Annotated in this window: 8 protein-coding genes and 2 pseudogenes; 3 read left to right on the forward strand and 7 right to left on the reverse strand. The window is 60.3% G+C overall.

Translation table 11 applies throughout. The features are described from left to right. Positions 1 to 124 precede the first annotated feature (124 nt). Positions 125 to 1,018, forward strand: a pseudogene (locus QRO91_RS21240) (IS3-like element ISStma9 family transposase); the annotation flags it as partial. 291 nt (positions 1,019 to 1,309) lie between these two features. Here QRO91_RS21240 and QRO91_RS21245 read toward each other — a convergent pair. The 4 genes and pseudogenes from QRO91_RS21245 to QRO91_RS21260 all read right to left on the reverse strand — a co-directional run. Beyond that, positions 1,310 to 1,789, reverse strand: a complete 480-nt coding sequence (locus tag QRO91_RS21245) for a RadC family protein (protein ID WP_061478952.1) — start codon at positions 1,787 to 1,789, stop codon at positions 1,310 to 1,312. A 216-nt stretch (positions 1,790 to 2,005) separates the two neighbouring features. Further along, entirely contained in the window at positions 2,006 to 3,208 is a 1,203-nt protein-coding gene (locus QRO91_RS21250) for an ankyrin repeat domain-containing protein (protein WP_285310554.1), read from the reverse strand. A gap of 66 nt (positions 3,209 to 3,274) precedes the next feature. Continuing rightward, positions 3,275 to 3,706 (reverse strand): hypothetical protein, encoded by a 432-nt coding sequence (locus QRO91_RS21255; RefSeq protein ID WP_125892011.1) that lies wholly within the window; start codon positions 3,704 to 3,706, stop codon positions 3,275 to 3,277. A gap of 228 nt (positions 3,707 to 3,934) precedes the next feature. Continuing rightward, positions 3,935 to 4,156 (reverse strand): annotated as a pseudogene (locus QRO91_RS21260) (transposase); the annotation flags it as partial. Between the two features lie 46 nt (positions 4,157 to 4,202). On the opposite strand from QRO91_RS21260, the gene QRO91_RS21265 reads away from it, so the two are divergent. Continuing rightward, positions 4,203 to 5,216, forward strand: a complete 1,014-nt coding sequence (locus QRO91_RS21265; protein WP_024956725.1) for a hypothetical protein — start codon at positions 4,203 to 4,205, stop codon at positions 5,214 to 5,216. A 210-nt stretch (positions 5,217 to 5,426) separates the two neighbouring features. On the opposite strand, the gene QRO91_RS21270 is transcribed toward QRO91_RS21265, so the two are convergent. Next, positions 5,427 to 5,783 (reverse strand): hypothetical protein, encoded by a 357-nt coding sequence (locus tag QRO91_RS21270; RefSeq protein WP_006375896.1) that lies wholly within the window; start codon positions 5,781 to 5,783, stop codon positions 5,427 to 5,429. Positions 5,784 to 6,130: 347 nt separating this feature from the next. On the opposite strand from QRO91_RS21270, the gene QRO91_RS21275 reads away from it, so the two are divergent. Continuing rightward, on the forward strand, positions 6,131 to 6,412 hold the full coding sequence (locus tag QRO91_RS21275) for a hypothetical protein (protein WP_046431413.1): 282 nt from the start codon (positions 6,131 to 6,133) through the stop codon (positions 6,410 to 6,412). Here the strand turns inward: QRO91_RS21275 and QRO91_RS21280 are convergent. Further along, positions 6,379 to 6,717, reverse strand: coding sequence for a hypothetical protein (locus tag QRO91_RS21280; protein ID WP_032971199.1), 339 nt, complete (start codon positions 6,715 to 6,717; stop codon positions 6,379 to 6,381). The genes QRO91_RS21275 and QRO91_RS21280 overlap by 34 nt on opposite strands. A gap of 379 nt (positions 6,718 to 7,096) precedes the next feature. After that, positions 7,097 to 7,782 (reverse strand): hypothetical protein (locus tag QRO91_RS21285; protein WP_285310555.1); only part of this gene is annotated, 686 nt, incomplete at its 5' end.

A 7,782-nucleotide genomic window follows, 5' to 3' on the forward strand; every position in this document is an offset into this window, starting at 1 on the left:
CCATTCGCAGGCATTCTTGAACAAGATCGCCAGACGTCTCAACGAAAGACCTCGTAAGACCTTGGGCTTCCAGACGCCAGCCGCTAAGCTGAGCCAAGCCGTTGCGTCGACGGGTTGAACTCACCGCCGCGTACTTTGCAAAGGGGTAAGAGCAAAGTACGCCTTCATGAAGCAACACGCAGATGAGTTCGGCCTCGCGGCGATGTGTCGGATGCTTGGCGTCCATCGCAGTGGCTACTACGCCTGGCTAAAAGAGCCGGCAAGCGCTCGCGACAAGGACGATCAGCGGTTGCTCGGCCTAATCAAGCACAGCTGGCTGGAAAGCGGCTCTGTGTATGGCCACCGCAAAGTGACCACAGATCTGCGCGAGCTTGGCGAGACGTGTAGTCGTCATCGCGTGGCACGCTTGATGAAGAGCGAGGGGCTGCGGGCAATGGTCGGCTACGGTCGGCGACCACGCCCATTGAGCGGCCCTGTTGGATCAGTCGCCAAGAACGTTCTGGCTCGCGGCTTCAAAGTCAGTGAGCCAAATCGCGCGTGGGTCACGGACATCACCTACATCCGCACGTACGACGGCTTCCTGTACTTGGCGGTAGTGCTTGATCTGTTTTCGCGTCAGGTCGTTGGATGGGCAACCCGACCAACTCAACATACGGACCTGGTTTTGCAGGCGCTATTGGCTGCAGTGTGGCGGCGCAAGCCAAGCCCCGGGCTTCTGCTTCACTCCGACCAGGGAACCCAGTTCACCAGCGAAGACTGGCAGAGCTTCCTGCGCGAGCACGACATCGTGTGCAGCATGAGTCGACGAGGAAACTGCCATGACAACGCAGCGATGGAGAGCTTCTTCCAGCTACTGAAGCGGGAGCGTATTAAGCGGAGGATCTACAGCAATCACGACGAGGCACGGGCCGACGTCTTCCAGTACATCGAGATGTTCTACAACCCAAAACGGCGGCACAGTTCCAACGACGGGCTGTCCCCGGTAGAGTTCGAGAAGCAGTACGCACTAAACGGCTGACGACTGTCTAGAAAACCCTGGGCGATTCACATGTGACACCTCTTGGCTTGGTCGGCGGCATTGCCTACCCCTTAATTCAAGGTAGATCGCCCTGGAAATTTGTCCACGGCCTTAGTGGACAAAATCTTGACTAAAAGCAAAAAATGCGGCGCTAAGGCCGCAGTTTTTCCTAACATCACTTATCGCGCCGAAGGCGTTGGTGCTTTCCATCCATGCGGATGCTTTTTCAGATGCCGGCGCGCAGCGGCCGCCGGCGGCTTCCGCCGCAGGTCTTTGCTTTAAAGGGGGTGGTCACACCCACCCTCGTGAAGCCATCGACACGTGCGAGGTGCCCGCGATCACAAGGTGATCCAGCACTCGAATGTCGAAAAGGGCAAGGGCCTGCTTGAGGCGGTCGGTGATGGCGCGGTCGGCAGCGCTGGGCTCGGGGTTTCCGCTGGGGTGGTTGTGAAAGAAGATGACCGCGGCGGCGTTGTGGTCCAACGCCTTCTTGGCGACGATGCGGGGATGGACTTCGCACCCATCGATGGTGCCTTGAAAGAGGTGCTCGGTGGCAAGGATGCGGTGGCGGGCGTCCAGGAACACCGTGCCAAACACTTCGTGATCCAGGTGCGCGCAGCGGGCAGTGAGGTAGTTGCTGGCACTGGAGGGGTCGGTGATGGCCTCGTGGCGCTGCAGGCGACGCTCCAAGATGTGCGAGGCGGCCAAGAGGATGCCCTCATCGTCCATGGCCAGCTGGTATTGGGCCCGAATGTCGTTGGCTCGCTTCACTTGCTTTCTCCACCGGCGCGGGATTAGCGACGGGCGGGCGTGGTGTCTGCGGCGGAGGCGGTCAGTGGGAGCAGGCCGACAAGGGCCAGAGAAAGAACCAAGACGCGCATGAGGCCTCCTTTCATGAATGGGTTGCACTACCCATAACAAAAGGTTTGGTTTGCGCAACGGGATCTAGAAAAGAAAAAGGCGGCTTTCGCCGCCTTTCCCTTGGGCTTAGAAGCGCGCTCGCAAGCGAGGGGCTTCCTGGGTTTGGCTGTCCTGCCCGTGGGCCTTCATGGCCGCACCAACCTGGCGTTTGGCATCGGCCCCAAACCCGCCTTCCGGTGGCTTCCGAGCGTTGGCGGGCGGGAGCAGGCTGACCAGGAGCTTGGCCCTCTCTTGAGCCCGCAAGTCGTTGAAAAATGGCTTGCCGCTGTTGATCGGCGCTTCGCCCTTTTGGTTTTGGATGTGGGGATCTGCGCCCGCCTCAATCAGCGCACTCCAGACAGTGGCATCGCGGCCCGCATGAAGAGAGGTATTCCCGTTGTTGTCTTGGGCGTTCATATCCGCCCCTGCCTTAGCGAGCGCTTCAATCGTCTCTGGAAAAATCGCACGGTGGATCGGCGCCTGGCCGTCCATTCGCTGTGCAATGACGTCTGCGCCTGCACGGGTGAGCAAGGCCACCGCCTCGGGGTCCCTGGCTATATGCAGCGGTTGATTCCCCTGGTCATCGCTCGCCGCGGGATCAAGGCCTGCTTTCAGAAGTTCCTTAAGCGCGCCCGTGTTCGCCTCGAAGAGAGGGGTTCGCCCTCGGTTATCCCGGGCTAGGATGTCTGCCCCGGCCGCAATCAAGGCGCGGGCCTCCGTCTGCCCGGTTGCTCGGAAGAGAGGGGTTTGCCCTTCATTATTCCTCGCGCTGACATCCGCTCCCGCCTTCAGCAACGCTTTGAGACTGTCGTTGTGTGCGCCAAACAACGGGGTGTTCCCTTGGGTGTCGCGAGCGTTGATGTCAGCGCCAGCCTTCACGAGCTCCCTTAAAGCCCCTTCGCTCGCTCCGAAAAGGGGCGTTTTCCCTCGGTTATCGCGCGCATGAATGTCTGCCCCGGCCGCAATCAACGCCCTGGCATCCCCTTGCCCTCTCGCGTTAAAAAGCGGTGTTTCCCCTTGGTTATTCTGCGCATTGATGTCTGCCCCGGCCTTGATCAGTTCAATCACGGCTCCCTCGCTTGTCACAGAATGAAGCGGCGTATTTCCAAGGCCATCCCTCGCTTCGATGTCAGCCCCAGCATCCAACAGCCTCCGAACTTCGCGCGGGTGATGCGCATCATGAAGTGGCGTTTGATCCAGCCAATCTTCATCCCTTGCGTTCACATCAGCGGGGATTTTGGTAAGCCCGATTTGCTTCAGAAGAACGTCTTTGAGATTCGAAATATTCAACCCACACCTCCACAATAGTATTTTGACCTCCCACCATTAGCAGAAAATCAGAACCTCGCAAGGGAATTAAATAGAAGAAGACGGCTCTTGCCGCCTTTCTTTTTCCATGTCAAAACCGTTGTCGGATTCGAGGCTTCTGGCTTCCCTTTCCTCACCCTGGGCTTTCATGGCCGCACCGACTTGACGTTTGGCGTCGGCCCCAAATCCGCCTTCCGGTGGCTTCCAAGCATTGGCAGCGGGAAGGAGCTCGTCAAAAAGCTTGGATCGGTTGTGGGCACGAATGACCTGATCGGATTGATCATTACCTGGCCGCCCCAGAAGATCCGTGGGCGTTGTTCCTTCTAAATCGGGATCCTGAGGCGTGCGTCCAGCCTTTAGCAGGTCACCGGCCCATTCTGCATCGCCGCATGCAACAGCGAAGTGGAGCGGATACTCGGTCGCGGCCGTCAGGAAGGCCTCGTAGTCTTGCCGCTGTCGATGCGGGCGTCCTCCTTCCACTCATCTTAATTTGTCTCGTCGTCCCAATGCTCGTCAAAAGCGGCCTGGCGGAGCTCGTCGGGTAATCCCCCCATTTTTAGCAGCGGCCAAAAGTAGAAATAGGGATGGTCTGATCAATTCACACTGAGTCGTGGGTTTTCAGCGCCGGAGTCATCCTGGGCCTTCAGACGCGGCGGACTGCCATGTTTTCCGCTCTCGAAGTGCCCTTGCGGGCACCTCAAGACGGAGTTACCCCTGTGCCGCCAACAGCTTCCGGCGCACCATCCACAGGTTGGACAGCGCGAACAGGGTGAGCACCTGTGCCGTGTTCTTGATCAAGCCGAGATAGCGCACCTTGGTGTAGCCGAACTGCCGCTTGATCACCTGGAACGGATGCTCGACCTTCGCGCGCAGACTAGCCTTGCAGCGCTCCCAGCGCTCAACCTGTTCGAGCTCACGCGCGTTGCCAATGGGGAATTCAACCGGAGGATTGAAGAACGGGCTTGAAGGCTTGAGGATGAGCTACCTGGACCCGCAAACCGTCACGAGACCCCGATGGACTACCCTGACCTTGCCCCCCCTGGAGGAAATCTCCGGTCCGTTCGCCCTTCTTTCGAAGGGCCCAAAATTCATCGCCGCCTGGCTTGCCAAGCGCACTGAGGAGCGCTACCGGGAGTTCACCCGTGCCGCGCTTGAGGGTCAGGTGTTCCCCGAGAACGCGGAGGCCATGACCTCGGAAGATTTTCTGGCCATGCTGCGGGCATTGGAGATGGACATCGAGGCCGAGAAGGCCACCGTCTATGGCCGCCTTGCCTGTTCAATCGCTACCGGCAAAACCGCAGGCCATCTCAAGCGCCACTTCATTAAGGCGCTGAGCGACCTGTCGTTTGGCCAGGTCGATCTTCTGCGACGCGCTTTAATCACCGAGCGTCACCACGTGTTTCCTGGCACCGGCGGGGGTAACCTGGACCCAAAAGAATTCCTTGGACTGCAGTCGAAAAGCAGCATCAATCGCCAGACCTTTGAACGCTGGGGCCTGATCGAAGAGAAAGGACTGAGCCTCGCAGGCCGACGGTTCGTGGAGGCTTGTTTTACCAGCGATGAGTTGGCGCCCTCCTCAGTGGGCTTTCAGGAATGGGCCAAGGGTCGCATCCACATCGTTTGCAACGAGATGGGCGCGCCGAGCTGCCACAGCGTCCTGGTCCAACTGACCGAAGATGGGCACCGCCGGGCCATCCATGTCCACAACAGCGCAGCACTTCGGGGACGCTCCAACCGCCTGCTGACACCCGGCCCCGTCATGGTGGTCCTTCTCACCGATAAACCCCAGCGTCTCGCCGACGAATGGACCACGGTGGAAGACACCATCCGAGGAAGAGTCCTGGCCGTGGTGGCCACGACCGATCCGAATGCGCCGTTGCCCGTCGCCATGACGGGCTTGGAACGCATAGATGCGTCACCGGACCGTGCCGCAGAAGCCGTGACGGCGATACTGGAGCGCTTTGAAGCAAAAGGGTTACGGGGCACCTGAGACCGCGATGTTAAACCCGATTCGACCGGTCATTGGAAGTGGCCGCCAACTTTATGGCGGCCAACGAGCACTACTTACAGACCAAACGAGGCTTCACGGACAGCGACTTGCATGCCGGACAGAAGAGCCCCAAGTTGATCTTCCGCTGAAAGTGATGACTGCACTTCTCGCAAACAAAAAGGTAAGGCGCCCCTGGAACGAAGCCGGGCATCACTTTCCTTCCTTGCGCTTGAAAATGACCTTTCCGCCAGCCTCGTATTCCACATCGTAGCCTTTGTAGATTGCGAGGATCAAAGAGAGACCAAGGCTTGCGGCGGTGATGATGCCGATGATCTCGACTCCAGTGACTGTCGCGACCGCCCCCAGGCTGAGCGTGCTGAGCCCAGCCGTTACTGGAGCGAGCCCAACTGCAGCAACGATTGCTGCAACACCGACGGCACCAAGCTTGGCGAACTTGCGCGTCTTCTTCAGGTCGTCTGCCAACTTGCCCACAACCACAATCTGCTGCGCCTTTGCATTCTTGGCCGCTTCCAGCTCATCCCGCGTCCTTACTGTCACGCTTGCCATAACGCCCCCTGTTGTTAGCAATACCAGTGATGGATACCCTGGGCAGGATAGCCGAAGGGAACACCGTGTTCCTAGCAGCAATGATGGTGCCCAACTGTCTCTCCAGCTGAGACACGAACTCAACGCATCCGCTGCCACGGGTCGTCCTTGGGAGCCTCCACCGTAACCTCGGCAACGTCGTCTTCAGCGCGCCATGCCTTCCCTTCGAGCACCATGGTGGGACCCCTGGAACGTGCGATGGCGGCCTCTTTGGCGGTCGGCGGGTTCCATGACCGATGCTCCTCTAGGTAGCGCTCCGTGGACGGCCTCAACGGCAGGCCACCGCTCGGCAATGGCAACGTCCGATCATGGCGTTCGTCTTGCTGACGGGCATAGGCGACTTGCTCGGGCTCCCCAAGCGCCTCTCGGTGGGCATCCAGCAAGCGATCGACAGCGTCCACGTCCCCGCGGGCATGGAGCGATTCGGTGTAAAGCGCTTGAAGCAACGGGTCACGCTCTTCGTGAATCTCTTCGCCTGTGTCTTCGCCTTGGAACAGCCCATCGTGGCGTGGGCGGGCGTCGACGGGGTCTGGGCGCAACCGACCGTGACTCGTTCTCATGCCCGCCTCCGCGCCAGCCCGCTGCCGTGAAGCAGCCCGCATGCGATCGAATAAACGACAAGAGCCAGCGTGGATGACAGGTATAGGTTGGAAGGATCCAACCAGACTTGGCTCACCACGTGCTGTAGCTGGTAAGCCAGCAGTGCCAAGCACGCGTAGAACACGGCCAAATGCCACATCAACGCAACCACGGATGGGGCGTCCTCTTGGCCGGCTTGGAACGCCTCCCAGCCCCTGCGTGCGCTGCGGGCTTTGGACGCGCACAGCCACGCGATTCCGAAGGTGATCGCAAACATGGCGAGCTCAAACAGCACGACCACCAGAATAACGGTCATGGGATCCTCCTCTGGGTTGGGAGCAGGCCATGGGCCTGCAGGTAAGCGTGGACTGCCTGTCGGGTCACGCCCAGGCGCTTGGCAATTGCAGGGCCGTTGTTCCCCTGCTCCAGGAGGCGCACCACCAGAGCGTGTTGGTCAGCCAGTGGGCGCCGGGGCTTTTGACGCAACCCCAGGTGGGCCAGATCGGCGCTCACCACGGGCGATGGAACGCCCAGGGCTTGGGCGATGGCGGCGCGGCCGTGTCCCTCTCGGACCATCCGGGCGACTTCGGAGCGGCGGTGGGCAACGGATGGCCGCTTCATGAGCTCAACCAGAAGCCCGCAAGCCGTGCCTTCGCAATACACGCCTCCACCAACGTGTTCGCTTTTGTGCATCCTTACGGCCCCACGCGCACGCGAGCGCTGTTGTTGTCCGACCGGGCATTGATGCCAATGGCACAAGGGCTTCCGCACGAATAATCGCCAATGCGCACCGGCGAAGCATCAAGCGGCACCACCCGGGTCTTCTTACCCTTCCCCACCAAGAAGACCCGATCACCTTCGCGCACATCCACATCGGCGTCTTGGACCACCGCGAGGACGCGCTGGCGGCGATCGGACAGATCGCGCACGTAGATCTCCACCGCACGCCGGCCGCTGAGGCCCTTTTGAACCGCGGTTCCGGCAGCCGCACCGATGACGCCACCGGTCACCCGGGCTGCATTGCGGTATTCCCGGTTCTTGACCTGGTTAGCAGCCCCATAACCAACGGCCGACCCGATGGCGGAGCCGGCGTTCAGACGCTGGTCGGACGTCAGTTGAACCGTGCGAACCATCAGGACCTCGCCCAGTCGGGCGTCCTGGACGGATAGGGCCTCGGACGAACCGTAACGGCGAGCGGAGGTGGAATCGGCGGCAAAGGCGGCCGGAGCAGACAACGCCAAGGCTTGGGGCAGAACGATGGGTTCGCGCATGCTCGATAGCACACGGATCGGAATTTCTGTTACTGCACGTAGATCAGACTGGCCATTTCTTCCCCTTTCTCTCTCGCCCCTCCGCGTCTGGCAAGGAATCTGAAACCGGC

Origin of the sequence: Stenotrophomonas maltophilia group sp. Smal32 (genome assembly GCF_030237085.1) — a bacterium.
Classification (GTDB): Bacteria; Pseudomonadota; Gammaproteobacteria; order Xanthomonadales; family Xanthomonadaceae; genus Stenotrophomonas; species Stenotrophomonas maltophilia_Q.

Coding starts and splice junctions, on each gene's coding strand:
- QRO91_RS21265 (WP_024956725.1), top strand. CDS start 4,203: ATGAGCTACCTGGACCCGCAAACCGTCACGAGACCCCGATGGACTACC.
- QRO91_RS21270 (WP_006375896.1), bottom strand. CDS start 5,783: ATGGCAAGCGTGACAGTAAGGACGCGGGATGAGCTGGAAGCGGCCAAG.
- QRO91_RS21275 (WP_046431413.1), top strand. CDS start 6,131: ATGGCGTTCGTCTTGCTGACGGGCATAGGCGACTTGCTCGGGCTCCCC.
- QRO91_RS21280 (WP_032971199.1), bottom strand. CDS start 6,717: ATGACCGTTATTCTGGTGGTCGTGCTGTTTGAGCTCGCCATGTTTGCG.